This window comes from Massilia sp. BHUDP2 (genome assembly GCF_046236355.1).
Taxonomy (GTDB): domain Bacteria; phylum Pseudomonadota; class Gammaproteobacteria; order Burkholderiales; family Burkholderiaceae_D; genus Telluria; species Telluria varians.
Genome location: NZ_JBJUVW010000001.1, coordinates 252125 through 278857 on the forward strand (window position 1 = coordinate 252125; position 26733 = coordinate 278857).

At 66.6% G+C, this 26733-nt stretch carries 20 protein-coding genes and 1 tRNA gene; 10 read left to right on the forward strand and 11 right to left on the reverse strand.

From position 1 onward, the window contains the following. Nucleotides 1-216 precede the first annotated feature (216 nt). Together ACK6C6_RS01125 and ACK6C6_RS01130 are read left to right on the forward strand one after the other, a co-directional pair. On the forward strand, nt 217-2232 hold the full coding sequence (locus tag ACK6C6_RS01125) for an ATP-binding protein (protein WP_409265461.1): 2016 nt from the start codon (nt 217-219) through the stop codon (nt 2230-2232). Further along, entirely contained in the window at nt 2229-4877 is a 2649-nt protein-coding gene (locus tag ACK6C6_RS01130) for an EAL domain-containing protein (protein ID WP_209587252.1), read from the forward strand. Before ACK6C6_RS01125 ends, ACK6C6_RS01130 begins: the two co-directional genes overlap by 4 nt. Here ACK6C6_RS01130 and thiL read toward each other — a convergent pair. Beyond that, the gene (thiL, locus tag ACK6C6_RS01135; protein ID WP_409265463.1) at nt 4874-5836 is read right to left on the reverse strand and encodes a thiamine-phosphate kinase; all 963 of its coding nucleotides are present in this window, start codon (nt 5834-5836) and stop codon (nt 4874-4876) included. The two genes, ACK6C6_RS01130 and thiL, sit on opposite strands and share 4 nt — an antisense overlap. A gap of 169 nt (nt 5837-6005) precedes the next feature. Here thiL and ACK6C6_RS01140 point away from each other — a divergent pair, with 169 nt between their 5' ends. From ACK6C6_RS01140 to ACK6C6_RS01160, 5 genes are all read left to right on the forward strand, one after another. Beyond that, nucleotides 6006-8318 carry an NADP-dependent malic enzyme gene (locus ACK6C6_RS01140; protein ID WP_409265464.1) on the forward strand — a complete coding sequence of 771 codons (2313 nt, stop codon included), beginning with the start codon at nt 6006-6008 and terminating at the stop codon, nt 8316-8318. 283 nt (nt 8319-8601) lie between these two features. Next, nucleotides 8602-9645, forward strand: a complete 1044-nt coding sequence (gene gmd / locus ACK6C6_RS01145) for a GDP-mannose 4,6-dehydratase (protein WP_209587254.1) — start codon at nt 8602-8604, stop codon at nt 9643-9645. A gap of 13 nt (nt 9646-9658) precedes the next feature. Further along, on the forward strand, nt 9659-10591 hold the full coding sequence (locus ACK6C6_RS01150) for a GDP-mannose 4,6-dehydratase (RefSeq protein WP_409267289.1): 933 nt from the start codon (nt 9659-9661) through the stop codon (nt 10589-10591). Nucleotides 10592-10626: 35 nt separating this feature from the next. Beyond that, nucleotides 10627-11727, forward strand: a complete 1101-nt coding sequence (locus tag ACK6C6_RS01155; protein WP_409265465.1) for a glycosyltransferase family 4 protein — start codon at nt 10627-10629, stop codon at nt 11725-11727. Between the two features lie 9 nt (nt 11728-11736). Beyond that, complete coding sequence (locus ACK6C6_RS01160; RefSeq protein ID WP_409265466.1) at nt 11737-12906, forward strand: glycosyltransferase family 4 protein; 1170 nt, start codon at nt 11737-11739, stop codon at nt 12904-12906. Between the two features lies 1 nt (nt 12907). Here the strand turns inward: ACK6C6_RS01160 and ACK6C6_RS01165 are convergent, their stop codons facing one another. Beyond that, nucleotides 12908-13900: a two-component system response regulator gene (locus ACK6C6_RS01165; RefSeq protein WP_209587258.1), complete on the reverse strand. Its 993-nt coding sequence runs from the start codon at nt 13898-13900 to the stop codon at nt 12908-12910. A gap of 20 nt (nt 13901-13920) precedes the next feature. Then, nucleotides 13921-17238, reverse strand: coding sequence for an MHYT domain-containing protein (locus tag ACK6C6_RS01170; RefSeq protein WP_409265467.1), 3318 nt, complete (start codon nt 17236-17238; stop codon nt 13921-13923). Between the two features lie 263 nt (nt 17239-17501). Here ACK6C6_RS01170 and ACK6C6_RS01175 point away from each other — a divergent pair, with 263 nt between their 5' ends. Then, on the forward strand, nt 17502-18275 hold the full coding sequence (locus ACK6C6_RS01175; RefSeq protein WP_409265468.1) for a substrate-binding periplasmic protein: 774 nt from the start codon (nt 17502-17504) through the stop codon (nt 18273-18275). Between the two features lie 112 nt (nt 18276-18387). On the opposite strand, the gene ACK6C6_RS01180 is transcribed toward ACK6C6_RS01175, so the two are convergent. The 8 genes from ACK6C6_RS01180 to hutC form a co-directional block, all read right to left on the reverse strand. Beyond that, nucleotides 18388-18472 (reverse strand) — tRNA-Leu (locus ACK6C6_RS01180). A 124-nt stretch (nt 18473-18596) separates the two neighbouring features. Next, nucleotides 18597-19064 carry a hypothetical protein gene (locus tag ACK6C6_RS01185; RefSeq protein ID WP_209587312.1) on the reverse strand — a complete coding sequence of 156 codons (468 nt, stop codon included), beginning with the start codon at nt 19062-19064 and terminating at the stop codon, nt 18597-18599. Nucleotides 19065-19312: 248 nt separating this feature from the next. Then, the gene (locus ACK6C6_RS01190) at nt 19313-21034 is read right to left on the reverse strand and encodes an ArnT family glycosyltransferase (protein ID WP_409265469.1); all 1722 of its coding nucleotides are present in this window, start codon (nt 21032-21034) and stop codon (nt 19313-19315) included. A gap of 127 nt (nt 21035-21161) precedes the next feature. After that, nucleotides 21162-21431, reverse strand: a complete 270-nt coding sequence (locus ACK6C6_RS01195) for a type B 50S ribosomal protein L31 (protein WP_036213036.1) — start codon at nt 21429-21431, stop codon at nt 21162-21164. A gap of 184 nt (nt 21432-21615) precedes the next feature. Continuing rightward, complete coding sequence (rho, locus tag ACK6C6_RS01200; RefSeq protein ID WP_005665081.1) at nt 21616-22878, reverse strand: transcription termination factor Rho; 1263 nt, start codon at nt 22876-22878, stop codon at nt 21616-21618. A gap of 143 nt (nt 22879-23021) precedes the next feature. After that, on the reverse strand, nt 23022-23348 hold the full coding sequence (gene trxA, locus ACK6C6_RS01205) for a thioredoxin TrxA (RefSeq protein ID WP_027865507.1): 327 nt from the start codon (nt 23346-23348) through the stop codon (nt 23022-23024). A 238-nt stretch (nt 23349-23586) separates the two neighbouring features. Further along, the gene (locus ACK6C6_RS01210; RefSeq protein WP_409265471.1) at nt 23587-24006 is read right to left on the reverse strand and encodes a response regulator; all 420 of its coding nucleotides are present in this window, start codon (nt 24004-24006) and stop codon (nt 23587-23589) included. Nucleotides 24007-24088: 82 nt separating this feature from the next. Beyond that, the gene (gene hutC / locus ACK6C6_RS01215) at nt 24089-24805 is read right to left on the reverse strand and encodes a histidine utilization repressor (protein ID WP_285374846.1); all 717 of its coding nucleotides are present in this window, start codon (nt 24803-24805) and stop codon (nt 24089-24091) included. A 141-nt stretch (nt 24806-24946) separates the two neighbouring features. Between hutC and ada the strand changes: the two genes are divergently transcribed. Further along, nucleotides 24947-26011: a bifunctional DNA-binding transcriptional regulator/O6-methylguanine-DNA methyltransferase Ada gene (gene ada, locus ACK6C6_RS01220; protein ID WP_409265472.1), complete on the forward strand. Its 1065-nt coding sequence runs from the start codon at nt 24947-24949 to the stop codon at nt 26009-26011. Beyond that, complete coding sequence (locus ACK6C6_RS01225) at nt 26008-26697, forward strand: 2OG-Fe(II) oxygenase (RefSeq protein ID WP_409265473.1); 690 nt, start codon at nt 26008-26010, stop codon at nt 26695-26697. Before ada ends, ACK6C6_RS01225 begins: the two co-directional genes overlap by 4 nt. Nucleotides 26698-26733: the final 36 nt, after the last annotated feature.

Below are 26733 nucleotides of genomic sequence, written 5' to 3' on the forward strand. Positions count from 1 at the left end.
GCGCAGTTTATTCTAGCGCGGTCCGTGCCGCACTGACACAGAAAGCGTGCACTTCAAGCTGCATGCATGTTTTACCCGGTGTGCATATGGTTGAATGGTGAAAAGTTCCGTGCGACATGACACGAAGTCGTCGGCTATGCTGATTGGCGCCGCCGCGCCCTGGTGGTCGACTCTTGTATTGACAATTCCGTTTGAGGTAGGACCCTTGGAGGCCGCATGACCCATCGCCGTTCGATCCGCAGCAAGCTGGTGCGGGCGGTGATGACCACCACGTTCGTCGCCTTGCTGGTGTCGGTGGCGATCATCATCTTCTACGACCTGCGCAGCTACCACCGCAGCCTGCTGAACGACCTCGCCACCCAGGCGGAACTGGTCGGCCACATGAGCTCGGCCGCGCTGAGCTTCGACGATCCGCGTCTGGCCAAGGAGAACCTGGCGCTGCTGCGCACCCGCCCCCAGGTGCGCGCCGCCGCCATCTACGACGCCAACGGTGAGCTGTTCGCTTCCTACCAGGCGGCCGGCGAGGCGAGCGGGCTGCCCGAGCGTCTGCCCGCCGTCCCCGCCAGCGATCGCGACAAGCTGGTCATCCACCACCGCATCGTCGAGGATGGCGACGCGCTCGGCACGGTCTACCTGCGCGCCGAGAACCAGCTGCTGGCGCGCACGGTCGACTACCTCAGCATCGCCGCGGGGGTGACGCTGCTGGCGATGTTCGTGGCCTACCTCTTGATGCGCCGCATGGGCCGGGTGGTGACGGCGCCGATCGTGGCCATCACCGAGATCGCGCGCGACGTCGTCGCCACCCGCGACTACTCGCGCCGCGCGCCGCGCATCAGCAACGACGAGGCCGGGGAGCTGGTCGATTCCTTCAATGCCATGCTGACCGAGATCGAAGGGCGCACGCGCGAACTGGAGACCTCGAGCAGCGAGATCGCGCGCGAAGCGGCGGAACGCTCGCGCGCGCAGCAGGAAGTCATGCGCCTGAACGAGCAGCTCGAGCAGCGCGTGGACGAGCGCACCCTGCAGCTGGCGCTGGCCAACGCCGAGCTGGCCAATGCGATCGAAGAGGCGCGCAGCGCCAACCAGGCCAAGTCGGCGTTTCTTTCTTCGATGAGCCATGAGCTGCGCACGCCGCTCAACGCGATCCTGGGCTTCGCCCAGATTCTCACTTCCGATACGCTGCCCTCGACGATCGAGCAGAAGAAGGAGTTCGCCGGCCATATCCTGAAGAGCGGCCGCCACCTGCTCACCCTGATCAACGAGATCCTCGACCTGGCCAAGGTCGAGTCGGGCACGGTGACGCTGTCGATGGAGCCGGTGGCGCTCTCCGACACGCTGCTGGAAACCCGCGCCATGGTCGAGCCGATCGCGGCGAGCCGCGGCGTGCACGTGCTGTTCCCGGAAACGCCGGGGGCGGTAGTGCTGGCCGACCGCACCCGCCTGAAACAGGTCTTGCTCAACCTGCTCTCCAACGCGGTGAAGTACAACCGCGAGGCCGGCGCCGTGGTGGTCACCTGCGAACAGGTGGCCCCGACCCGGCTGCGCCTGTCGGTGCGGGACACCGGCGCCGGTCTCGATGCCGAACAGGTGGCGAGCCTGTTCCAGCCCTTCAACCGGCTCGGCCAGGAGGGCGGCAGCCAGGAGGGTACCGGCATCGGGCTGGTGGTCACCAAGCGCCTCGTCGAGCTGATGGGCGGCGAGATCGGCGTGTCCAGCAGCCCGGGCATGGGCAGCGTGTTCTGGATCGAGCTGGCCACCACCGCGCCGCTGGCGGCGCAGGCGGAGGGCGTGGCCGCCGAGGCGCAGGAAGTCCATACCGTGCCGGATGAAGGAGAACCGCAGCTGATCCTGTACGTCGAGGATAATCCCGCCAACCTGCGCCTGGTGGAAGAGATCGTGCGCTTCCGTTCCGACCTGCGCCTGCTGTCGGCGCACGACGGCCATGTCGGCCTGTCGCTGGCGCGCGCGCACCAGCCGGCGATCATCCTGATGGACCTGAACCTGCCGGGCATGAGCGGCATCGAGGTGCTCAGGCAGCTGCGCGCCGATCCGCTCACCGCCGGCATCCCGGTCATCGCCCTGACCGCCAACGCCATGCAGCGCGACATCGAGCGCGGCATGGCCGCGGGCTTCACCCGCTACCTGACCAAACCGATCGACATCGACAAGTTCACCGACGCGATCAACAGTACGCTGGCCAAAGCAAAACCAGCCGAAAGGAAGGCCGAATGATTTCACTGTCCGACATCCGCCGCGCGCGCATCCTCGTCGTGGACGACGAACCCGTCAACGTCCAGCTGCTGGAATACCTGCTGAAGACGACCGGGTACGAGAACGTCTCGGCTACCTGCGATCCGCGCCAGGTGGTGTCGATGCACCTGAAGCATCGCTTCGACCTGATCATCCTCGACCTGCACATGCCGGCCATGGACGGCTTCGACGTGATGGAGGCGCTCAAGCCGCTCGAGAGCGATTCCTGGCTGCCGGTGCTGGTGGTGACGGCCGAGCCGGACAAGAAGCTGGCGGCGCTGGAAGCCGGCGCGCGCGACTTCATCGGCAAGCCCTTCGACACCGTGGAGGTGATGACGCGCATCCGCAACCTGCTGGAAGTGCGCCTGCTGCACCGCGAGTCGCAGGACTACGGGGTGCAGCTGGAACGCGAGGTGCGCGAGCGCACCGCCGAGCTGGCGCGCTTCCGCGGCGCGATGGATGCGACGCCGGATGCGATCTTCCTGATCGACACCGCCTCGATGGCGATGGTGGACGTCTCGGACGGCGCCTGCCGCATGCTCGGTTTCTCGCGCGAGGCGCTGCTGCGCATCGACCCGGTGGCGCTGGGCCTGGGCACGCGCCAGCTGCTCGAGCGCCACCTGGCGGCCGATGCGCTGGCCCATGACGGCGTGCCCACCGCCGCGCCCGGCGTCGATGGCGAGGGAGACAAGCCGGAATTCGGCGCGCTGCCCGGCGACATCGTCGAGACCGAGCTGCTGCGCGCCGGCGGGCAGGGCGCGGTGCCGGTGGAGATCAGCTGGAAGCTGCAGGACCTGGGCAAGAGCCGCATGCTGATCGCGGTAGCGCGCGACATCAGCGAGCGCCTGCACGCCCAGGAACGCCTGCGCCACATGGCCAGCTACGATGCGCTCACCGGCCTGCCGAACCGCACCCTGTTCTTCCAGAACCTGCGCGACGCCATCGAGCTGGCGCGCGACAAGAACTGGCGCGTGGCGGTGTTGTGCATCACGCTCGACCGCTTCAAGATCATCAACGATTCGCTCGGCACCTCGCTCGGCGACGAGCTGCTGCGCCAGTTCAGCACGCGCCTGGTGCGCGTGGTGCGCCTGCGCGACACGGCCGGGCGCCTGGGCGGCGACGAGTTCGCCCTGATCCTGACCATGACGCGCGACCAGCAGGAGGCGGTGAACGTCGCCAACGAGATCCGCGAGTCGCTGCGCGCCCCCTTCGACCTGCACGGCCAGCAGGCCGCATTGACGGCCAGCATCGGCATCGCCATGTACCCGGAAGACTCGACCGAGCCGGGCACCCTGATCAAGTATGCCGACACCGCGATGGTGCGCGCCAAGGAAGCGGGGCGCGACGGCTACCGCTTCTTCACCGCCGGGATGAACGTGCAGGTGCTGGCGCGCCTGGACCTCGAGCTGGCGCTGCGCAGCGCGCTCGAGGGCAACCAGTTCGTGCTGTACTACCAGCCCAAGCTGGAACTGAACACCGGCCGCATCTCGGGCGTGGAGGCGCTGCTGCGCTGGAACCGGCCGGGCTTCGGGCTGGTCTACCCGGCCGAGTTCGTGCCGCTGATGGAGGAAACCGGGCTGGTGGTGCGGGTCGGCGAATGGATCGTCGACGAAGCCTGCCGCCAGATCGCGGCCTGGAACGCAAGCGGGGTGCGCGACGTGCGGGTGGCGGTGAACGTGTCGAGCCGCCAGTTCGTCGAAGGCGACCTGGAAAGCGTGATCCGCGCCGCGCTCGACAGGCACGGGGTCGAGCCCGGCATGCTGGAGCTGGAACTGACGGAAAGCGCGCTCATGTCGAATGCCGAGCACACCATCGCCGTGCTGGGCCGGCTGAAGGAACTCGGCATCCGCATTGCGATCGACGACTTCGGCACGGGCTACTCGAGTCTGGCCTACCTCAAGCGCTTCCCGATCGACAAGCTGAAGATCGACATCGCCTTCGTGCGCGACATCGTGACCAACCCGGACGATGCGGCGATCGCGCTGGCCATCATCAGCATGGCGCACAGCCTGCACATGCAGGTGATCGCCGAAGGCGTGGAGACGCGTGCGCAGATGGCGTACTTGCGGCGCAACCGCTGCGACGAGATCCAGGGCTTCCACTTCTCGCGCGGCCTGCCCGCCGACGAGCTGGCGCGCCTGGTACAGGACAACCGCGCCCAGCCCGACCAGCCGCCGGCCCAGGACGACAAGGTGCAAACCCTGCTCATCGTGGACGACGACGTCAACGTGCTGACCGCGCTGCACCGCCTGTTCAGGCGCGACAACTACCGGGTGCTGACGGCCTCCTCGCCGGCCGAGGGTTTCGAATTGCTGGCGCTGTACCGGGTGCAGGTGATCCTGTGCGACCAGCGCATGCCGGTCATGAGCGGCACCGAGTTCCTCAGCAAGGTCAAGGAGATGTATCCGGAGACCATCCGCATCATCCTGTCGGGCTACACCGGCGTGGAGACGGTGCTCGATTCGATCAACCGCGGGGCGATCTACCGCTTCTACACCAAGCCCTGGCACGACCTGCAGCTGCGCGAGAATATCCGGCTGGCGTTCCGGCACTACTGGCTGACCTACGGGCCGTATGACGACCGCAAGGTGCCGCGCGAGGATGTGGAGAAAACCGGTACGGCCTAACTGAAGTGATCCCAGCCGCTGAGTTTGAGATCGAGCGGTGACCCATGCGCATCCACGAAACGCAGGCCCGGCTCGGCCTCGATCCTTCCGACCCGCGTCACCTTTGTTCCGCTGCGCCGTCCGGCTTCCAGCACCGCTTCCCGGTTCGCTGCCGGCGCCGTGAAGCACAGCTCGTAATCGTCGCCGCCCGCCAGCGTGAAGCGGCGCCGCAGTTCGAGCGACTGCCGCGCCAGCACCGGCCCGGCCGGCAGCGTGTCCACCTCCAGCGTGGCGCCGACCTTCGACGCCGCCAGGATGTGCCCGAGGTCCCCCACCAGCCCGTCCGACACATCGAGGGCCGCATGCGCGACCGGCTGCGCCGCCAGCGCCAGGCCCAGGGCCACGCGCGGCGCCGGCATGTGCATGCGCTGGGCCGCCTGCGCGTGATCCTCGTCGGGCAGCGCCACTTCCGCCAGGTAGCCGGCCAGGGCCAGCCGCGCGTCGCCCAGCGTGCCCGAGATCCAGATGTCGTCCCCCACGCGCGCCGCATCGCGCCGCAGCGCGTGCCCGGGGGCCAGCTCGCCGAACACCGTGATGCAGATGTTCAGCGGCCCCTTGGTCGTATCGCCGCCGATCAGCTCGCAGCCGTGCGCGTCGGCCAGCGCGAATAGCCCGCGCGAGAAACCATCGAGCCAGGTCGGGTCGGCGGTGGGCAGCGCGAGCGCCAGCGTGAAGCCGACCGGGCGCGCACCCATCGCCGCCAGGTCCGACAGGTTCACCGCCAGGCTCTTATGGCCCAGCTTGACGGGATCGGCGCCGGCGAAGAAATGCCGGTCCTCGACCAGCATGTCGCTCGAGATCGCCAGCTGCATGCCGGGGGAGGGCGTGAGCAGGGCGCAATCGTCGCCGATGCCCAGGTCGGCCCGGCCGGGGCGCTCGCGTTTGAAGAATTGTTTGATGAGGTCGAATTCGGAAAGCATCTCCGCATTGTAATCGCCCCCTTTAACTAGAAGCTGGGCTAATGGTAGAGCTTGAATTATTAGCAAAACTTATATATCCATGACTGCCTGTTGAAAATACGTAGCCTTTGTCAACTGTTCGTCTGATAAAATTGGAGGTTCCCCTCTAGTTTCAGGAAGGCTGCCCGGCATGGACTCGTCATCGGACAAGAAAGAAGAATTGCGTCAACAGCTGCGCGCAGCAGCACTCGAATATCACCAGATTCCCCGCCCCGGCAAGATCAGTGTCACCCCGACCAAGGGCCTGCTGAACCAGCGCGACCTGGCGCTGGCCTACTCGCCGGGCGTCGCCGCCCCTTGCGAGGAGATCGTCAAGGACCCGGCCAACTCGTACAAGTACACGGCGCGCGGCAACCTGGTCGCCGTGATCTCGAACGGCACCGCCGTGCTCGGCCTGGGCAACATCGGCCCGCTGGCCTCCAAGCCGGTCATGGAGGGCAAGGGCGTGCTGTTCAAGAAGTTCGCCGCGATCGACGTGTTCGACATCGAGATCAACGAGAACGACCCGGACAAGCTGGTCGACATCATCGCTTCGCTCGAACCGACCTTCGGGGGCATCAACCTGGAAGACATCAAGGCGCCGGAGTGCTTCTACATCGAGCGCAAGCTGCGCGAGCGCATGAAGATCCCGGTCTTCCACGATGACCAGCACGGCACCGCCATCATCGTCGGCGCCGCCATCCTGAACGGCCTGAAGGTGGTCGGCAAGGATATCAAGAACTGCAAGCTGGTGGTCTCGGGCGCCGGCGCGGCCGCGCTGGCCTGCCTCGACCTGATCGTCGACCTCGGCTTCCCGATCGAGAACATCTTCGTCACCGACCTGGCCGGCGTGGTCTACAAGGGCCGCACCGAGCTGATGGACGAGGACAAGGCGCGCTTCGCGCAGGATACCCCGCACCGCTCGCTGGCCGAGGTGATCCCCGGCGCCGACATCTTCCTGGGCCTGTCGGCAGGCGGCGTGCTGAAGCAGGACATGGTCGCGCAGATGGCGCCCAATCCGCTGATCCTGGCGCTGGCCAACCCGAACCCGGAGATCCTGCCGGAAGACGTCAAGGCGGTGCGCAGCGATGCCATCATCGCCACCGGCCGTTCGGACTACCCGAACCAGGTCAACAACGTCCTGTGCTTCCCCTACATGTTCCGCGGCGCGCTGGACTGCGGCGCGACCACCATCACCCGCGAGATGGAAATCGCGGTGGTGCACGCGATCGCCGACCTGGCCCACGCCGAGCAGTCGGACATCGTGGCCTCGGCCTACGGCATCGCCAACCTGTCCTTCGGCCCGGAATACCTGATCCCGATGCCCTTCGATCCGCGCCTGCTGACCCACATCGCCCCGGCGGTGGCCAAGGCGGCGCAGGACGGCGGCGTCGCCACCCGGCCGATCGCGGACCTGGCCGCCTACGCCGAGAGCCTGCAGCAGTTCGTGTACCGCAGCGGCACCTTCATGAAGCCGCTGTTCTCGGTGGCCAAGGCCGCGCCGATGGAAGCCAAGCGCATCGTCTACGCCGAGGGCGAGGACGAGCGCGTGCTGCGCGCGGTGCAGGTGGTGGTCGACGAGAAGCTGGCGCGCCCGATCCTGGTCGGCCGCCCGGCGGTGCTGGAAAAGCGCATCGAGAAGTTCGGCCTGCGCCTCAAGCTCGGCCAGAACGTGGACGTGATCAACCCCGACTACGACGAGCGCTACCGCGACTACTGGCAGACCTACTACGAGATGGCCAAGCGCAAGGGCGTGACCGTCGACCTGGCCAAGATCGAGATGCGCCGCCGCCACACCCTGATCGGCGCCATGATGGTCCACAAGGGCGACGCGGACGGCCTGATCTGCGGCACCTACGGCACCACCCAGATGCACCTGCACTACGTCGACCAGGTGCTGGGCAAGCGGCCGGCATCGAAGGTGTACGCGGCGATGAACTTCCTGATCACCCCGGACCGCCAGCTGGCCATCGTCGACACCCACGTCAACGAGAACCCGAACGCCGAGGAGCTGGCCGAGATCACCGTGATGGCGGCCGAGGAGATGGAACGCTTCGGCATGCAGCCGCGCGCGGCCCTGCTGTCGCACTCGAACTTCGGCACCTACAATAGCGAATCGGCCCGCAAGATGCGCGCGGTGCTGCCGCTGGTGCAGCAGGCCAAGCCGGGCCTGGAAATCGACGGCGAGATGCACGGCGACACCGCGATCGAAGCCAAGGTGCGGATGAAGATCATGCCGAACTCCAGTTTGAGCGGCGACGCCAACCTGCTGGTGATGCCGAATATCGACGCTGCCAACATTTCCTACAACCTGGTCAAGAGCGCCGCCGGCAACGGCATCGCGATCGGCCCGGTCCTGCTGGGCTGCGCACGCCCCGTGCACATCCTGACGCCTTCGTCGACGGTACGCCGCATCGTCAACATGACGGCCTTGTGTGTCGTGGATGCGGTCTCGCAGAGGTAAGTAAGTACCAACAAGCGGTAAAACGTACGCCTGACGCGGCTCCTTGAGCTATGTCAGGCGTTTTTGTCTCAGAATTTCACAATTTGTCTTCGCACAAATACAACGGTAACAAACCGTAAGCGGGCGCCGGGTGTCATACTTTTCAAGGCATAATGTCGAGATAAATTGTTGCATTTATTGCAGCACTGTCTACCGTGTAAAGGTAGACAACACCCCTCTCTGATACAATCCCGGCTTTCCTGAGTCTGGCTGCCTGCAAGACCATCTTCAAGAACCCAAGAACATGCAAACAACGAAAAGAGCCCTGATCACTGGTATTACCGGCCAGGATGGCGCCTACTTGGCGCAGATTCTCCTGGAGAAGGGTTACCACGTGACCGGCACCTTCCGCCGCTCCAGTTCGGTTAATTTCTGGCGCATCGAAGAGCTCGGCATCGAGAAGCATCCGAACCTGGCGCTGGTCGAATACGACCTGACCGACCTGTCCTCGAGCATCCGCCTGGTCGAAAGCAGCCAGCCCGACGAGGTCTACAACCTGGCGGCGCAGAGTTTCGTTGGCGTGTCCTTCGAACAGCCGGTCACCACCGCCTCGATCACGGGCCTGGGCGCGGTCAACCTGCTCGAAGCCATCCGCATCGTCAATCCGAAGATCCGCTTCTACCAGGCCTCCACCTCCGAGATGTTCGGCAAGGTGCAGTCCATTCCGCAGGTCGAAGAGACGCCTTTCTATCCACGCAGCCCCTACGGCGTGGCCAAGCTGTACGCCCACTGGATGACCGTCAACTACCGCGAGTCCTATGGCATCTACGGTTCCTCGGGCATCCTGTTCAACCACGAGTCGCCGCTGCGCGGCCGTGAATTCGTCACCCGCAAGATCACCGACTCGGTCGCCAAGATCGTCCTGAACAAGCTCGACGTGCTCGAGCTGGGCAACCTCGACGCCAAGCGCGACTGGGGCTACGCCAAGGAATACGTCGAAGGCATGTGGCGCATCCTGCAGGCCGACGAACCCGATACCTTCGTGCTGGCCACCAAGCGCACCGAGACCGTGCGCGACTTCGTCAGCATGGCCTTCAAGGGCGCCAACATCGACATCGAGTTTGCCGGCGAAGGCGAGAACGAAGTGGGTCATTGCGCGCGTACCGGCAAGGCCCTGGTGCGCGTGTCGCCGAAGTTCTACCGCCCGGCCGAAGTCGACCTCCTGATCGGCGATCCGTCCAAGGCCAGGCGCGTGCTGGGCTGGGAGCCCAAGACCACGCTCGAAGAACTGTGCCAGATGATGGTCGACGCCGACCTGCGTCGCAACGAAATCGGATTCTCGTTCTAAGATCATGGAACGCATGGCCACGGACGACATCCCGGCCTTCATCGGCGGGAGGGAAGGCGAGGGACGCCGCGCGCTCATCACGGGCCTGCGCGGCTTCACCGGCTATTACATGGCGCAGGAGCTCACTGCCGCCGGCTACCGTGTCTACGGCACCGTCATGCCGGGCGAAGAGCTCGGCCCGGACATCCATGCGGTCGACCTGTGCGACCGCGAAGCCGTGGCGCGGATGGTCGACGAGGTGCAGCCCGACGTGGTCGCGCACCTGGCCGGCATCGCCTTCGTGGCCCATTCGGACGCCGAACTGATCTACCGCGTCAACGTGGTCGGCACGCGCAACCTGCTCGAAGCGCTGGCCGCCGGCAAGCACCGCCCCACCAGCGTGCTGCTGGCCTCCTCGGCCAACATCTACGGCAATGCCAGCGTGCCCGTCATCGACGAGAACGTGACCCCAAGCCCGGCCAACGACTACGCGGTCAGCAAGCTGGCCATGGAATACATGGCGCGCCTGTGGATGGACAAGCTGCCGATCACCATCGCGCGCCCGTTCAACTATACCGGCGTGGGCCAGACCGACAACTTCCTGCTGCCGAAGATCGTGTCCCACTTCCGCCGCAACGAGAAGCGCATCGAGCTGGGCAACCTGGCGATCGCGCGCGACTTCTCCGACGTGCGCATGGTGGCGCGCGCCTACCGCCGCCTGCTGGCCGTGGCGCCTGCCGGCGAAGCCTTCAACGTCTGCTCCGGCAGTTCGCACTCGCTGGCCAACCTGATCGACATGATGAGCGAGATCGCCGGCTACCACATCGACGTGCACGTCAACCCGGCATTCGTGCGCGCCAACGACGTGCTCACGCTGTCGGGCAGCAACAGCAAGCTCACCGCCGTCATCGGCCAACTCGACCCGACGCCGCTGTCCGAGACGCTGCGCTGGATGTACCTGGCGTGAGGGCCGGCGGTCTCACCGTCGGGCTCGGAACGACCATGATCGAACCGGGCCTGACCGGCGGCCGCCTCGACGGCATCGGCGTCTATACCAGCGCACTGATGCGGCACCTGCCGCGCACCGGCTGCAGCGTCGTCCCGTATTCCTGGCCGCGCGTCGGTTCGAAGGGGCAGGGCATCAGCATCGGCCAGCCCATGCCGCAATCCTTCGAAACCGCTTCCCTGGTCGACCTCGCCACGCCTTCCGCGCACCGCGTCCACATGCCGGCCGACCTGTTCCACGTCACCGATTACCGCATCGTGCGCATGGACTGCCCGGTGGTGGCGACCCTGCACGACGCATTGCCGATCAAGTACCCCGAGTGGTGCAACCCGCGCCTGCGCAGCCTCAAGAACTGGCTGCAGCGCAAGGCCGCCGCCAAGGCCGACCACGTCATCGCGCTGTCGCACTTCGCGATCGACGAACTGGTCGAATGCTTCGGCGTGAACCCGAACCGGGTCTCGGTCGTCTACTGCGGCGTGGACGACGAGTGGCTCGAGGCGCCCGACGCGGAGGCGATGGCAGCCACGCTTGCACACTACAAACTGCGCCCTGGCTATTTCCTCACTGTCGGCACGCTGCAACCGCGCAAGAACGTCGGCCGCCTGCTCGATGCCTGGCTGACGCTGCCGAAGGCCCTGCGCGACGAGCGCGCGCTGGTGGTGGTCGGCGCGCGCGGCTGGCGCTGCGAAGCGCTGGTCGCCCAGATCCAGGCGGCGCAGGCCAATGGCGAGAACGTGGTCTGGCTCGACAAGCTCACCGACGCCCAGCAGCTGCGCCACCTGTACGCCGGCGCCGGCGTGTTCGCCTTTCCTTCGCTGTACGAGGGCTTCGGCATCCCGGTGGTCGAGGCCTTTGCCTCGCGCGTCCCGGTGGTGGCGTCGAACGCCAGCTCGCTGCCCGAAGTGACGCAAGGCGCCGCACTCGAGGTCGACCCGCTCGACACGGGCCTGCTGGCGAGCGCGCTGCAGACGCTGGCCAACGACGCCCGCGAGCGCGCGCGTTGCATCGCCGCCGGCCGCACGCGGGCCGAACAACTGACCTGGCACGCTACCGCACGGCAGACTGCCGAGGTGTACCGTGCGCTACTTTCGCAGTAAGCTTCCAACATGCGTGTCCTTCATTTCTACAAGACGTACTATCCGGACTCCCTTGGCGGCATCGAACAGGTGATCCGCCAGCTGTGCGTCGGCACGACGCGCCTGGGCGTTAACAATACCGTGCTGTCGCTGTCGCGCCAGAAAGACCTGGCGCCCTATACGCTCGATGGGCACACCGTGCATCGGGTGCCGCAGAACTTCGAGATCGCCTCGAACGCCTGCTCGCTGCAGGCGATCGGTGCGCTGTCGCGCATGGCGCGCGAGGCCGACGTGGTCCACTACCACTTCCCGTGGCCTTTCATGGACCTGGCGCATTTCATGGCGCGCGTGGACAAGCCCACCGTGGTGAGCTACCACGCCGACATCGTGCGCCAGAAGCACCTGCTGCGCCTGTACCAGCCGCTCAAGTACCGCTTCTTCGACAGTGTCGATGCCGTGGTCGCGGCCTCGCCCAACTACCTGGCTTCCTCGAACGTGCTGCAGCGCTACCGCGACAAGACCCGCATCATCACCTACGGCCTGGACAAGTCGACTTATCCGCACGTCGAGCCGTGCCGCCTGGCGCACTGGCGCGCCAAGCTCGGTCCGAAGTTCTTCCTGTTCGTCGGCGTGCTGCGCTACTACAAGGGCCTGCACGTCCTGCTGGAAGCGGCGCGCGGCCTGGACTACCCGATCGTCATCGTCGGCACCGGACCGGAAGAGCAGGCCTTGCGCGAGCAGGCGGCGCGTCTCGGCCTGAAACACGTGGTGTTTACCGGCAGCGTCGACGACGCCGACAAGGCGGCGCTCCTGAGCCTGTGCCATGCGATGGCTTTCCCCTCGCACCTGCGGGCGGAATCCTTCGGTATCTCGCTGCTGGAAGCGGCGATGTACGGCAAGCCGATGATTTCCTGCGAGATCGGCAGCGGCACCACCTACATCAACCAGCATGGCGAGACCGGGCTGGTGGTGCCGCCCTCGGACGCCATGGCGCTGCGCGCCGCGCTGCAGGCGTTGTGGAACGACACCGAGATGGCGCGCCGCATGGGCGTGCGCGCGGAACAGCGCTACCACGAGCTGTTCACCTCGGAGCGGATGGCGGCCAACTACACCGACCTGTACAAGGAGCTGGTGGCGCGCAAGGCCACCGCGAATGCGCGCGAGAGCGTGGGACTGGCGGGCGTGCCGCCGACGCGCTGATCTAGGCTTCCGCCCAGCGCTGCTGCACCGCCCGTACCGCTGGCATCTGTTCGAGGAACAGGTCGACCAGCGCCGGATCGAAATGGCGCCCCTTCTGCTCGCGCAGGAAGGTCAGCGCTTCATCCTCTGACCAGGCCTTCTTGTATGGCCGCTTCGAGGTCAGCGCGTCGAACACGTCGGCGATCGCCACGATGCGCCCGACCAGCGGGATGTCCTCGCCGCGCAGGCCGTTCGGGTAGCCGCTGCCGTCGTATTTCTCGTGGTGGGTCAGCGCGATCTGCGAGGCCAGCGCCAGCATGCCGCCTTCGTGCTCGCCGATGATCTCGGCGCCGATCGTCACGTGGCTCTGCATCACCTTCCATTCGTCCGGATCGAGCGGCCCGGGTTTCTGCAGGATGCGGTCCGGGATGCCGATCTTGCCCACGTCGTGCATCGGCGCGGCGTGCAGCAGGTCGTCCGCTTCCACCTCGCTCATGCCCGCCGCGATGCCCAGGATGCGCGAGAAGTGGCTCATGCGGATCACGTGCAGGCCGGTCTCGTTGTCCTTGTATTCGGCGGCCAGGCCGAGGCGCTGGACGATTTCCAGGCGCGTCGCGCGCAACTCTTCCATGCGCACCAGGGACAGGTGGGTGCGCACGCGCGCGCGCACGATCGGCGGGCTCACCGGCTTGGTGATGTAGTCGACCGCGCCGGCCTCGAAGCCTTCCAGCTCGTCGGCGGTGTCGGTGAGCGCGGTCACGAAGATCACGGGAATCGCCGCGGTATCCGGGTTTGACTTGAGCGAGGCGCACACTTCGTAGCCGGACATCCCCGGCATCATCACGTCCAGCAGCACCAGGTCGGGACCTTCCTGGCGCGCCAGCTCGAGCGCGCGCGCGCCGTCCTTGGCGAACAGCAGGCGGTAGTGGTCCTGCAGGATCTGGCGCAGCAGCTGCAGGTTGCTGGCTTCGTCGTCGACCGCGAGGATCAGCGGCCGGTTGTTCGGTTGGGTCATGCTCGTCAATCCTGTAAAACTTATTCTTCCAGCGTGGCCATCACGGCCTCCAGCTGTTCCAGGGCGGAGTCGAATTCGAAGTCGCCGATCGCGCCCTGGATCTGGGCCACGCGCGGCGCCACCGGATGGCCGGCCAGCGCCGCCGCCAGGCCGGACAGGGCGGCATCGTCGAGGGCGCCGCGGCGCAGCGCCTGCAACAGCACGCCGCCGGCGCGGCGCGCGCGCACCAGGTCATAGGGCGCCGCCTCGGGCGCCACGGTCGGCTGCGGGCTGCCGGCGCGGATCGCGGCCAGCGCGTCGCCCAGGGCGGCGGTGGCGGTGTCCAGCGCCTGGGCGGCCTCGCGCTCGTCGGTCGGGACGGTGTTGGTGGCCTGCTCGAGCCTGGACAGCGCGTCGGACAGCTGTTCCAGGCCGACGTTGGCGGCCACGCCGCGCACCTTGTGCGCCAGCATGCGCAGTTGCTGGTGCGAGCCGCCTGCCGCATGCATCTTCAGCGTGGTGGCCAGGTCGGCGTACTGGCGGCCGAAGTGATCGAGCGCCTCGGCATACACGTCGGCCTTGTCGGCCCAGCGGTGCAGGCCGGCGCGGCGGTTCAGCACCTCGCGCGCCGCGGCAGGCAGCGCAAGCGCGTCCTTGTCCGCCTGCTGCTGGTCGAGGCCCAGCACCCGCGCGATCTCGTGCGACAGCGTGAACCAGTCGACCGGCTTGGTGGCGAAGCCGTCCATGCCGACTTCGACGCTGGCGCGGCGGTGCTCGGCCAGCACGCTGGCGGTCATCGCGATCACCGGCGTACGGCGCTTGCCCGTGGCCGCCTCGTGGGCGCGGATCGCGCGCGTGGCGCTCAATCCGTCGAGGGTCGGCATCTGGAAGTCCATCAGCACCAGGTCGAAGTCGCCTTCCTTGGCCTGCTCCAGGACCGCGGCGCCATCCGCCACGGCGGTGAGCGTGTGGCCGCGGCGCGCCATCAGGAGCTGCAGCAGCTCCAGGTTCTGCGGCACGTCGTCGGCGGCCAGCACGCGCAGCGGCGGCAGCACCGCGGCGCTGCGCACGCGCGGCGCCTGCTGCGCGAAGCGCGCCAGCACCAGCGGCAGATGCACGTGGAAGCTGGTGCCCTTGCCGAGTTCGCTCTCGGCCCAGATCTTCCCGCCCATCAGCTCGACCAGCTGCTTGCTGATGGTGGTGCCCAGGCCGGTGCCGCCGAAGCGGCGCGTCATCGAGGCGTCGGCCTGGGTGAACGGATCGAAGATCGCCTGCAGGCGTTCCGGCGCGATGCCGATGCCGGTGTCGCTGACGATGATGCACAGCTGGTCGCCCTCGGCACGCACGCGCAGGGTCACGGTGCCTTTCTCGGTAAACTTGATCGCGTTGTCGAGCAGGTTGGTGAGCACCTGGCGCACCCGCAGCTCATCGCCGCGCAGGCCGGTCGGCAGCGCCGGATCGTAGTGGATGTCGAGGTGCAGGCCCTTGGCGCGCGCATTCGCGGCCAGCGTGGACGACAGCTCGTCGATCAGGGACAGCAGGTTGTAGTCGTTCTGCTCCAGCTCCACCGCGCCCTTTTCCAGCTTGGCGGTGTCGAGGATCTCGTTGAGCAGGCGCAGCAGCGCGCGGCCGGCGCTGCGGATGGTGTCGAGGTGGCGCCGCTGTTCCTTGTTCAGCTCACCGTCGAGCAGGACGTCGGTGAAGCCGAGGATCGAATTCATCGGCGTGCGGATCTCGTGGCTCATGTTGGCGACAAAGGTGGCGCGCGCGGCGGCGGCCTGCTCGGCCTTGTCCTTGGCGTCGCGCAGCGCGTCTTCCATCTGGCGGCGCTCGGTGATGTCGAGGATGACCCCATCGAGCCAGCTGACCGTGCCTTCGTCGTCGCGTACGCCGCTGCCGTTCTCCCACAGCCAGCGCACGCTGCCGTCCTTGTGCAGCAGGCGGTATTCGACCAGGTAGGGGCGGTCTTCGCGCAGCGCGGCTTCCAGCTCTTCGTTCACGCGCACGCGGTCGGTCGCGTGGATCAGGGTGCCGAACAGGCGGCGCGGATGGTCGCCCAGGAAGTCGGCGGCCGGGTAGCCGGTGACGCGTTCGACCGCGTCGCTGATGAAGACCATCGGCCATTGGCCGTCCAGCGTGCAGCGGAAGGAAATGCCGGGGATGTTGGCGATCAGCGAGCGGAACTGCGCTTCGCTGGCATGCAGCGCCTGCATGATGGCGCGGCGCTCGCTGATGTCGGTGATGAAGCAGACGAACAGGTCCTGCTTGTCCAGGCGTGCATGGCCGATGGCGCGGCGGATCGGCACCAGGCTGCCGTCCTTGCGCTTGCCCATGATCTCGCTGCTGCCCGACATCGCCGGGGTAAAGCCTTCGGTGATGAGGCCCAGCAGGCCGTCGTGCGAGGGCGCGTCGTCGTCGGCGATCAGGAGGCTGGCGCTGCGGCCGACGATTTCGTCGCGCCGCCAGCCGAAGATGCGTTCGGCCGAGGCGTTGAATTCGGTGATGGTGCCGTCGCGCGCGATCGTGATCACGCCGTCCACCGTGGTGGTGAGCAGGGCGCGCATCCAGGCTTCGCTGCGGCGCAGCTCGAGGAACATCATGCGGTAGCGCAGCAGGCCGTTGGCGGCGACCACCAGGCCGGTGAAGATCATGGTGGTGAGCGAGATGGCCAGGGCCAGGAAGTCGCTGTTCGAGGAGCCGGTGCCGGCCGGGTCGGCCTGGCCGACGAAGCGCGCGGCGGCCATGCCGGTGTAATGCATGCCGGCGATGGCGCAGCCCATCACGATGGCCGCCAGCAGCAGGCGGCGCGATTCGCTCAGCGAGCGGAAGCGCTTCAGGCCGAAGCGCACGCCCAGCGCCAGCGTGGCCAGCACCACCGCCACCACGATCGACAGGGCGAACATGGCCGGGTCATAGCGCAGCTGCAGGCGCATCTGCATGCCGGCCATGCCGGAATAATGCATGGCGCCGATGCCGGCGCCGACCAGCACGCCGCCGACCAGCAGGCCGACCGGGCCGAGGCGCTGGCGCGAAATCAGCGACAAGGCCACCGCCGAGGCACCGATGCTGGGCAGCGCCGACAGGATGGTGGTCATCGGGTCATAGGTGATCGGCGTGCACAGGTTGAACGCTAGCATGCCGATGAAGTGCATGGCCCAGACGCCGGCGCCGAGGGCGAGGCTGCCGCTGCCGAGCACGAGTGCGCGGTGGCTGCGGCTGGCGGCCGCCTGGCCGGCAATCTGCAAGCCCATCCAGGACGAGAAAATGGCAATCAGGACCGACAGCAGGACAAAGCGCGGTTCATAGACGCCAAAGGTGAGCAGCGACGGATCGTCCGGAACTGAAAATAATTGCAGCATGGGGCGGCTTTTGCGGTGATTGGGCAGTGAAAAGTGCCCGGGAAAGGTCTCAGCAGTATCTCACTTTCTTATTGGAAAGTCTCGTTGAAGGCAGGAATCATGCGGGTTTGACCCGCGTTTTTGTCGCGCAGGCGCCACCCTCGCCGGTCGCTGTACCGACATGCATTGCGGAAAAATTCCCTGTAGTGCTACTCTGCATTGATAAATCAATACAAGCGCGTGTGGATAGCGCAATGCGCAGGCGATCCAGCCAGGGAAAAACCTTGCTTACTCGAATTCTCGCGATAGCATTCGCGGTAGCCGGCGCTGCCGCCAGCGCCGCCAATGCCGCCGCCGGGACGGCGCCTGCCGCCCGGCCTCGGCTCTATATCACGACCGAAACATCGGCGCCGTCGAGCATGCTGGAGGGCACGCGCGTGACCGGCATCGCCACCGACAAGGTGCGCGAAGCGATGCAGCGCGCCGGCGTCGACTACAGCATCGAGCTGCTGCCCTGGAAGCGCGCCTACCTGGCTGCGCAGCAACGTCCGGATGCCTGCGTGTACTCGACCTCGCGTACGCCGGAGCGGGAAAACCTGTTCAAATGGGTGGGGCCGACCGACGTCGGCCAGTGGGTGATGCTGGCGCGCGCCGACAGCAAGCTGCTACTACGCAGCCTCGAGGATGCGCGCGGCCTGCGCATCGGCACCTACAACGGCGACGCCCGCGATGCCTACCTGCGGGCGCGCGGCTTCCGGGTCGACGCCGCCAATGAGGACCTTGCCAATGCCGGCAAGCTGCTGCTCGACCGCATCGACCTGTGGGCCGCCAGCCTGCGCAGCGGCAGCACCATCCTGTCCCGCTACGGCTACGACAAGAAGATCGTGCCACTGCTGGTATTCAACCGGATCGAGCTCTACCTGGCCTGCAATCCCGGGGTGCCCGATGCCGTCGTGGGGCGCCTGAACGCGGCCTTCGAAGCCATGGGGCGCGACGGCACGGCGCGGCGCATCGAGCGCAGTTACGAGAACTGGGGTGGGCCGATCAAGCAACCGTAATGCTCGCCCACATGGCTTGGCCAGTGGCAGAGTTTTTTGAGGTGTAAATTATTCCGACGGAAATGTCGGGGCAAATCGAGGGGCAGGTCAATGTGACTGCCATGCTGGTGGGTGGTGCCTCCGGCCGGAATCGAACCGGCACGCCTTTCGGCGCTTGATTTTGAGTCAAGTGCGTCTACCAATTCCGCCACAGAGGCCCAATAGCAGGCGCGCATCTTAGCACATCGATTGCACGGATGACCAGCACCGGCGAAAGTATTGCGGCGACGAACCCTGTTACGGGCCGGTAGCGGCCCGTAACAGGGTTCGTCGCCCGAACAATCAGCAGGAGATGCGCTGCTGGAGCAGCCTCAGGCTGCCTACCGGGCCCACCACCTGCAGCGTGTGCGGCTGCACCGCCACTTCGATCGAGCCTTCGCGGCCGCGCAGCCAGGGCAGCGGGCGGAAGTAGCTGATGCGGTCGGCATCGGACCTGGTGCGCCGGTAGCCCAGCGACACCAGCGCTTCGTCGAGCGTGCTGATCATGTGGTGGGCATCGAAGCGGGTGCGCATCTCGAAGCTTCCCGGGCCCATCATGGCCACCGGCATCAGCCCGCCGACCAGCGCCGGCAGCACGATGAAGGGCAGCGGGGTTTCCGGGTCGATGAGGTGCAGCACCAGCATCAGCAGCGGCAGGCCGACGGCCATGGTAAGAACCCATGGGAACAGCTGCCGCCAGGTAGCGGGGCAACGCAGGAAGAAAGGCCGCTCGCGAACACGAACAATTTCCGAAAAGGTAACGCTTTTCATGGTATCTCCTCGCAGCGCTGCTCGATCGGTTGCGCCCGCATGGCAACAAAAAACGACCTGTTTTATTGTGCCGGTCTAGCTTACGGGGCAGTTGACTCCGCTCAAGCGCGCTATCTTGCATACATAGGTTCTCATATCAGGCTGGTGTGCTGCGCACCGGTGAAAAAGATGCAGGAATCGTGCCAGAACGAAAAAGGCCGCCGGCTGGGATGCCGGCGGCCTGCAAGGAAACAGTCAGGAAGGAGGAATCAGCGGCTGCGCTGGAACAGCCGGAAGCGTTCGTCGCGGTCGGAGGCGCGCCGGCCTTCCCACAGCACGGTGCTGCCGCGCACGCCGTAGCGGCGCGCCAGCTTGTCGTCGTCGCGGTTCTTGATGCTGTCCTGGAGCAGGACATAGCGGCAAGTGCCGCCCGCCAGGGTGGTGAAGGGCAGGCGGCCGAAATAGGCCAGGGAAGCGCGCTGGGCCGGATTCACATTGGTTTCGATGCAGTCCGCGTCATGCGGCAGGGTTGCCGCGATCTGCTGGGCCACGCCGGCGTAGCTCTTGCTGTAGTTGAGGTCCGGCAGGAACAGGGTCATCAGGAGCACCCACAGCAGGATCAGGCCGCCCGAGGACAGCACCACCGCACGCCACAGCACCGAGGGCTGGCGCGACAGACGCCAGTGGACCAGCATGATCCAGCCGACGCTGGTCGCGGCGGCCACCAGGAAGGCGATGATGCCGACTTCCGGCTTGAAGCCGGGCACCAGCTTGAGCGCGTTCTTGGCCAGCTGGGCCGGCCAGCCGGTGAGCTTCGCGATCCAGAACAGCCACACCAGCGCGCCCAGCATGGTCAGCACCATCACCGAGAACCAGTCGATCGCATTGATCGCGCCGCGCTTCATGGTCGGCAGGCCGAAGGCGGCCATCAGCGCCAGCGGCGCCAGCATCTTGAGGAAGTCGCTGTTTTCCGGCTCCGGGTCGCACAGCAGCAGCAGCGCGAGGGCGACGAAGAACATCACCGGCATCACGATGTGCAGCAGGTGCTGCTGGCGGCGCCAGGCCCAGATCGCCCACAGGGCGAACGGCCAGGCCGGCCAGAAGAACCAGACGCCGATGCGGAAGAAGCCCTTCAGCGAGGCCAGGCTGGGCAGCGCGAGCTGGCCGGCATTCCAGTCCAGCCACTCGCCGACCGGCGACAGGCCGTAGGGCTGGACCAGTGCGGCCGGCACGATCCAGGCCAGGGTGATAAGAAATCCGACACCTGCGGCGATGGCCAGGTGGCGCAGGCTGTCGCGGGTCGCCAGCTTCAGGTAGCGGGTGCAGGCATACAGCGCCAGCACCAGCACCGCCGGCACTACGATGCCGCGCGTGAGGGCCAGCGCGCCCAGCGACAGGCCGACCAGCACGGCATTGCGGGTCGAGGAGGTCTCGACGTAGCGCACCGCGCGGTACAGGAAATAGGCGAGCAGGGCGCCCTGCAGGGTGGCGGCCAGGGTCAGGTGGCTCTGCACCAGCAGGCCCAGGCAGCCGAGGTAGATCAGCACCGCGGTGTCGCCCAGCGTGCGGCCGTAGTCGTCGGGCTCGGGCTGGCCGCCGAAGGCCAGGCGCAGCGGCTGTGCTTCGGCGCGGCGGCCCAGGTGGAAGGCGGTGTACCAGAGCGACATGGCGCCGGTGACGAAGATGCCGATGGTGGAGACGCGCGCGGCCAGCACGTCGCCCAGGATCCAGCCGAACAGCTTGATGCACAGCGCGCCGAGCCAGAAGGCCAGCGGGCCTTCCTGGGCGGCTGCCAGGCCGGCGATGTTCGGGTACAGCCAGTCGTCGATGCCGCCGTGCGCCATCGTCCACATGATGCCGAAGGGGCCGGCGTCTTCCTTCCACGGGTGGCGGCCGATCAGGCCCGGCAGGATGTACAGCATGCCCAGCGCGAGCAGGGCCCAGCGGGGCAGTGCCAGTGTGGCGGCAGCGGGAAGGCGGACGGGTTTCATCGTTCAGTGCAGCGGGAAAGAATAGTCGCGTAGTATAGCCGCGAAAAAAAAGAAGCCGGGGATACCGGCTTCTTTTCTGGCAACTTCGGGCCCTGCGGACCCGGAGCTTGCGTGGTGCCCGGGCAGATTAGCCGTTGGCGACTGCGGTCTTCGAACCGACCGAACCGAACTTCTGGCGGAACTTCTCGACGCGGCCAGCGGTGTCGACGATCTTGTGCTTGCCGGTGTAGAACGGGTGCGATTCAGCCGAGACTTCGATCTTGACCAGCGGGTATTCCTTACCTTCGTAGGTAGCGGTTTCGCGGGTGTTGATGGTCGAACGGGTGATGAACTTGAAGTCGCAGGACACGTCGTGGAACAGGACTTCGCGGTAATCCGGATGGGTATCGGTCTTCATGATGTTGCTTTCTCTATGGTTGGTAGCCAAACGGCACTTCGTCGGTCGTCCTGCTTCTTGACCCGATTGCCGATCACTTGCCAGGGGTTGGACTGAACCGGCGATTATAAGCCGCTTCGGCGCTCCGGGCAAGAAAAAGGGCGGCCCGCAGGCCGCCCTCTGTCGCGCGAAATGCTACGTCGGCTTAGCCGCCGCGGCGCATCATGTCAAAGAATTCGACATTGTTCTTCGTGGCGCGCATCTTGTCGAGGATGAACTCCATCGCCTCGATCTCGTCCATCGAGTACAGCAGCTTGCGCAGGATCCAGATTTTCTGCAGCTGGTCCGGCTTGATCAGGAGTTCCTCGCGGCGGGTACCCGACTTGTTCAGGTTGATGGCCGGGTAGACGCGCTTCTCGGCCAGGCGGCGCTCGAGGTGCACTTCCATGTTGCCGGTGCCCTTGAATTCTTCGTAGATGACGTCGTCCATGCGCGAGCCGGTCTCGATCAGGGCGGTGGCGACGATGGTCAGCGAGCCGCCTTCCTCGACGTTACGCGCCGCGCCGAAGAAGCGCTTCGGACGCTGCAGGGCGTTGGCGTCGACACCACCGGTCAGCACCTTGCCCGAGGCCGGGATCACGGTGTTGTAGGCGCGCGCCAGGCGGGTGATCGAGTCCAGCAGGATCACGACGTCCTTCTTCATCTCGACCAGGCGCTTGGCCTTTTCCAGCACCATCTCGGCGACCTGCACGTGGCGGGTGGCCGGTTCGTCGAAGGTCGAGGCGACCACTTCGCCGCGTACCGAACGCTGCATCTCGGTCACTTCTTCCGGACGCTCGTCGATCAGCAGGACGATCAGGGTCACGTCCGGGTGATTCGCGGTGATCGCGTGGGCGATGTGCTGCAGCATGACCGACTTGCCCGACTTCGGCGAAGCGACCAGCAGGCCGCGCTGGCCCTTGCCGATCGGCGAGATCAGGTCGACGATGCGGCCGGTGATGTTCTCGGCGCCGTTCATGTCGCGCTCGAGGCGCAGCGGCTCGTTCGGGTGCAGCGGGGTCAGGTTTTCGAACAGGATGCGGTGCTTCGAGGCTTCCGGCGATTCGCCGTTGACCTTGTCCACCTTCACCAGCGCGAAGTAGCGCTCGCCGTCCTTCGGCGTACGCACTTCGCCTTCGATCGAGTCACCCGTATGCAAGTTGAACCGGCGGATCTGCGACGGCGAGATGTAGATGTCGTCGGTCGAGGCCATGTAGCTGGCGTCCGGCGAGCGCAGGAAGCCGAAGCCGTCCGGCAGGACTTCGAGGGCGCCGTCGCCGAAGATCTGTTCGCCCTGCTTGGCGCGTTTCTTCAGGATGGCGAACATCAGTTCCTGTTTGCGCAGGCGGGCTGCGTTGTCGATGTCGAGGCCGATTGCCATCTCCAGCAGCGCGGAGACGTGCATTGCCTTCAGTTCAGATAAATGCATGTTTGTGTGGGTGTCCCGTGACGGGAAAGTAAAGGTAGGGGAGGGAACTACGTGGGTTTATGTAAGCTGGGAAGCACCGGAGCCGGTCAGCTTCCCGACAATGACGGCAGCGCGGGCGCGCTGCCGCCGCTATGGTAGCAGTATCAGATATTGCTGTCGATAAACTGAACCAGCTGGCCCTTGGCCATGGCGCCGACTTTTTGCGCAGCCGCTTCGCCGTTCTTGAACAGGATCAGGGTTGGGATGCCGCGGATGCCGAACTGGGCCGGTACGGCCTGGTTGGCGTCGACGTCGACCTTGGCCACCACCAGCTTGCCAGCGTACTGCTGGGCGACTTCTTCCAGGATCGGTGCAATCATCTTGCACGGGCCGCACCACTCGGCCCAGAAGTCGACCAGGACCGGTTGCTCGGACTTGAGCACTTCGGCATCGAAGTTTGCATCGGTGATGTGTTTAATGTTTTCGCTCATATGTTCCTCAAAAGAGGTAAGGATCAAGTTACGCCTGGCGGCCTGTGCCGATCCGGCGTGGTCCCGCCGGCCTGCGCGTACTGCTCATCGCGCTTCTCATCAAATAATTAGCTGCTACACAATGGTGGAGGCACTGTGTGCAAAATTCAATATGGAAAAACGGCAGGGGGTGTCAGGCGGGGATGTGCCGAATAATACCCCATTTTTTCGAAAAGTGTGGGTCGCCTTGTACAAAATCTCAACATTGCACCGCGAGGCGCAACTGCTCGATCGCCAGCGGCTTGCGGAAGGCGCCCGCCACCCGCAGCCCGAGGGCGCGCGCCAGCTCGGTGGCGGCGTCGCGCACGCCGTCTTCCAGCGCCGACACCAGGATCACCCGGCCGCTGAATCCCTGGCCGGCCGCGGCCTGCAGGAACTCGATGCCGTCCATTTCCGGCATCGCCAGGTCGCAGATCAGGAAATCCGGCGCATGGCGCGGCAGGACCGCCAGCGCACGCCGCGCGTCCCATTCGGCATGGACGTCGAAGCGGCCGCTGCCGCCAGTCTCGTCGACCATGTCGAGCATCTCGCGCAGCACGTCGAGCATGAAGCGGTCGTCGTCGAGCAGCAGCACGCGGCGTGGGGCGGCATGCGGTGCGGGCGAAGAGGGCGGCTTCATGCGGGGAAGATGGGCGGCATTCGGAAGGGAGCCATTATGGCGAATTTTTCCGGTCACGTGCAGATATTGAACAGCTTCCGCCTCAAACGCTGCCGGTAAAGCGCGCCAAGTGGCCAGGATGCCACATCGTGGCCACCGAGGCGACCCGTCCGCCCGAGGTGGTACGGCGGTGCAGCAACAGGCAGGGCTGGCCTTCGCCGATCGCCAGCATCGGCGCCACCTCGCCCGGCGCCGGCTGGGCTTCGATGGTGTAGCTCGCGCCCTGCAGCGGCGCAGCCGCCATCAGGTGCTCGTTCGGGGTGATGGCGCTGAAGTCCTGGTCCAGGTAGCGCGGCGCGCATTCCGGGTTGACCCAGCGGTCCTCGACCTGGATCGGCACGTCGTTCTCGAAGTGGACGATGATCGAATGGTAGAGCGTGGCGCCGGGCGCCAGCTCGAACTCGGCCGCCAGCTCGTCGGTGGCAATCTCGGCGCGCAGCAGGCGCAGGTGGCTGCGGTGGGCGCGGCCGCGCGCGCGGATTTCGTCGGCGATGTTGCGGATCTCGACCAGGGTGGCCTGGTACTTCTGCGGCGCCACATAGGTGCCGGAACCCTGGCGCCGGGTCAGCACCTGCTCGGCGGTGAGCTCGCGCACCGCGCGGTTGACGGTCATGCGCGAGACGCCGAACTGGCGCACCAGCGCCTGCTCGGAAGGCACCAGGTCACCTTCCTTCCAGCGGCCGGAGGCGATCTCGCCGACCAGGTAATCCTTGATGCGCTGGAAAATGGGGGTGCTGTCTTGCGTGATCGGTTCTTCCAAACTACTCTCCGGGAAGGTTTGAAGCGGCATGCAGCCGCCGACACCAAATTCTAGCATCGCAATTCGAAAGCAATACCCGGAGTGCCCCGCGGTCGGCAGGCGGTTAGGCTGACCCTATACTTACCGAACCGGGACTTCATCATGACCGCCATGACCAGCATCTTTGATACCGACGAGGCGCGCTGGGCCGCCGTGCAGCGCCGCGACCGCGACGCCGACGGCCAGTTCTATTATTCCGTGCGCAGCACCGGGGTGTACTGCCGGCCCTCCTGCCCCTCGCGCGGCGCGCTGCGCGCTAACGTCGCTTTCCACGCCAGCCCGCTCGAGGCCGAGGCCGCGGGCTTCCGGGCCTGCCTGCGCTGCCGGCCGGACCAGCCGCCGCTGGCGCAGCGCCAGGCGGCCGCGGTGGCGCAGGCCTGCCGCCTGATCGACGCAGCGCAAGACGCCCCCGACCTCGACAGCCTGGCGCAGGCGGTGGGCATGAGCCGCTTCCACTTCCATCGCGTCTTCAAGGCGCATACCGGCGTCACGCCGAAAGCCTATGCGGCGGCGCGGCGCGGCGCACGCCTGCAGCAGGGCCTGGGGGCGGCGCCCAGCGTGACCGAGGCGCTGTACGAGGCCGGCTTCGGCTCGAGCGGGCGCTTCTACGACGCCAGTACCGGGCTGCTGGGCATGACGCCCGGCCGCTACCGCGCGGGCGGGCAGGGCGAGACCATCCGCTTCGCCGTCGCGCAATGCTCGCTCGGCGCCATCCTGGTGGCCAGTACGGAGCGCGGCATCTGCGCGATCCTGATCGGCGACGAGCCGGAACCGCTGGTGCGCGACCTCGAGGCGCGCTTCCCGCAGGCCGAACTCAGGGGCGCGGAAGCCGAGTTCGAACGCACGGTGGCCCAGGTGATCGGCTTCGTCGAGGCGCCCCGCCTCGGCCTCGACCTGCCGCTCGACGTGCGCGGCACCGCCTTCCAGCGCCGCGTGTGGGAAGCGCTGCGCGCCGTTCCCGCCGGCTCCACGGTCAGCTACAGCGAACTGGCCGAACGCCTGGGCATGCCGACGGCGGCCCGCGCCGTCGCGGGGGCTTGCGCAGCCAACCCGGTGGCGGTGGCGATTCCCTGCCACCGCGTGGTGCGTACGGACGGCGCCCTGTCCGGCTACCGCTGGGGGATCGAGCGCAAGCGCACGCTGCTCGACCGCGAGGCGGGCCAGTGAAGGAGATCGACTGGGAGCGCGTGGCCGGAGAGCTGGACGCCTTCGGCTGCGCCGTGATTCCCGGGCTGCTGGCGCCGCGGGACTGCGAGGCCGCTGCCGCCCTGTACGAGCGGCCGGCGCTGTTTCGCAGCCGCGTCGTGATGCAGCAGCACGGCTTCGGGCGCGGCGAGTACCAGTATTTCGCCTATCCGCTGCCGGCGCCGCTCGAGGCCCTGCGCGGCGCGCTGTATCCGCCGCTGGCCGGCATCGCCAACCGCTGGCACGAGAGCTTGGGCATCGAGACCCGCTTTCCGCCCGCGCATGCGGATTACCTGGCGCGCTGCCACGCGGCCGGCCAGGGCAAACCGACGCCGCTGCTGCTGCGCTACCGCGAGGGCGACTACAACTGCCTGCACCAGGACCTGTACGGCGAGCTGGTGTTCCCGCTGCAGGTGGCGGTGCTGCTGTCCAGGCCCGGCGTCGACTTCGAGGGCGGCGAGTTCGTATTGACGGAGCAGCGCCCGCGCATGCAGTCGCGCGCCGAGGTGGTGCCCCTCGGCCAGGGCGATGCGGTCGTGTTTGCCGTGAACCAGCGCCCGGTGCAGGGCACGCGCGGCGTGTACCGGGTGGCGATGCGCCACGGCGTCAGCCGGCTGCGGCGCGGCCTGCGGCACACCTTGGGGATCATCTTTCATGACGCGGGGTAGGGCGGCTATGCCCTGGCCTTGATTTTCTATACACTT

Bases quoted from the DNA above. Each gene is read 5' to 3' on its own strand.
- ACK6C6_RS01125 (WP_409265461.1), top strand. From the start codon at position 217: ATGACCCATCGCCGTTCGATCCGCAGCAAGCTGGTGCGGGCGGTGATG.
- ACK6C6_RS01130 (WP_209587252.1), top strand. From the start codon at position 2,229: ATGATTTCACTGTCCGACATCCGCCGCGCGCGCATCCTCGTCGTGGAC.
- thiL (WP_409265463.1), bottom strand. From the start codon at position 5,836: ATGCTTTCCGAATTCGACCTCATCAAACAATTCTTCAAACGCGAGCGC.
- ACK6C6_RS01140 (WP_409265464.1), top strand. From the start codon at position 6,006: ATGGACTCGTCATCGGACAAGAAAGAAGAATTGCGTCAACAGCTGCGC.
- gmd (WP_209587254.1), top strand. From the start codon at position 8,602: ATGCAAACAACGAAAAGAGCCCTGATCACTGGTATTACCGGCCAGGAT.
- ACK6C6_RS01150 (WP_409267289.1), top strand. From the start codon at position 9,659: ATGGCCACGGACGACATCCCGGCCTTCATCGGCGGGAGGGAAGGCGAG.
- ACK6C6_RS01155 (WP_409265465.1), top strand. From the start codon at position 10,627: ATGATCGAACCGGGCCTGACCGGCGGCCGCCTCGACGGCATCGGCGTC.
- ACK6C6_RS01160 (WP_409265466.1), top strand. From the start codon at position 11,737: ATGCGTGTCCTTCATTTCTACAAGACGTACTATCCGGACTCCCTTGGC.
- ACK6C6_RS01165 (WP_209587258.1), bottom strand. From the start codon at position 13,900: ATGACCCAACCGAACAACCGGCCGCTGATCCTCGCGGTCGACGACGAA.
- ACK6C6_RS01170 (WP_409265467.1), bottom strand. From the start codon at position 17,238: ATGCTGCAATTATTTTCAGTTCCGGACGATCCGTCGCTGCTCACCTTT.
- ACK6C6_RS01185 (WP_209587312.1), bottom strand. From the start codon at position 19,064: ATGAAAAGCGTTACCTTTTCGGAAATTGTTCGTGTTCGCGAGCGGCCT.
- ACK6C6_RS01190 (WP_409265469.1), bottom strand. From the start codon at position 21,034: ATGAAACCCGTCCGCCTTCCCGCTGCCGCCACACTGGCACTGCCCCGC.
- ACK6C6_RS01195 (WP_036213036.1), bottom strand. From the start codon at position 21,431: ATGAAGACCGATACCCATCCGGATTACCGCGAAGTCCTGTTCCACGAC.
- rho (WP_005665081.1), bottom strand. From the start codon at position 22,878: ATGCATTTATCTGAACTGAAGGCAATGCACGTCTCCGCGCTGCTGGAG.
- trxA (WP_027865507.1), bottom strand. From the start codon at position 23,348: ATGAGCGAAAACATTAAACACATCACCGATGCAAACTTCGATGCCGAA.
- ACK6C6_RS01210 (WP_409265471.1), bottom strand. From the start codon at position 24,006: ATGAAGCCGCCCTCTTCGCCCGCACCGCATGCCGCCCCACGCCGCGTG.
- ada (WP_409265472.1), top strand. From the start codon at position 24,947: ATGACCGCCATGACCAGCATCTTTGATACCGACGAGGCGCGCTGGGCC.